We start from the raw sequence: 435 nt of genomic DNA, 5'->3' as shown, positions 1-435 counted from the left end.
CCACCGCCCGGCGCACTTCGCCGTCTACTCCGGCGACGACGCCACCGCGGTGGCGCTGATGCTGTGCGGTGGCCAGGGCAACGTCAGCGTCACGGCCAATGTCGCCCCGCGTCTGATGCACGAACTGTGCATGGCCGCCATCGCCGGCGACGCGCGCACCGCGATGCGCATCCAGATGCAGCTGCTGCCGCTGCACAAGCAGCTGTTCATCGAAGCCAACCCGATCCCGGNCCTGTGCGGGCCCACCCTGCGCCTGCCGCTGACGCCGCTGTCGGCCGCAGCGCAACCGGCGGTGGAGGCCGCGCTGCGCGAAAGCGGGCTGCTCTGACCCTCACGAGCCTGGACGACCACGGGAGACATCATGTCCGCGATCCCCTCCGACGCCCGCCCCGCTCGTGGCGGTCTGGCCTGCCTGGCGCTGGCGGCGCTGCTGGC

The 435-nt window shown here is 72.6% G+C and carries 1 protein-coding gene; it reads left to right on the top strand.

Translation table 11 applies throughout. The features are described from left to right. Window positions 1-328: dihydrodipicolinate synthase family protein (locus NET02_RS16400; protein ID WP_284058506.1), on the top strand; the 328-nt coding region annotated here is incomplete at its 5' end. Between the last annotated feature and the right edge of the window lie 107 nt (window positions 329-435).

The organism is Thermalbibacter longus (genome assembly GCF_023806485.1).
GTDB classification, from domain to species: domain Bacteria; phylum Chloroflexota; class Chloroflexia; order Thermomicrobiales; family Thermomicrobiaceae; genus Thermalbibacter; species Thermalbibacter longus.
This window is presented reverse-complemented; position numbering and strand designations above follow the sequence as displayed.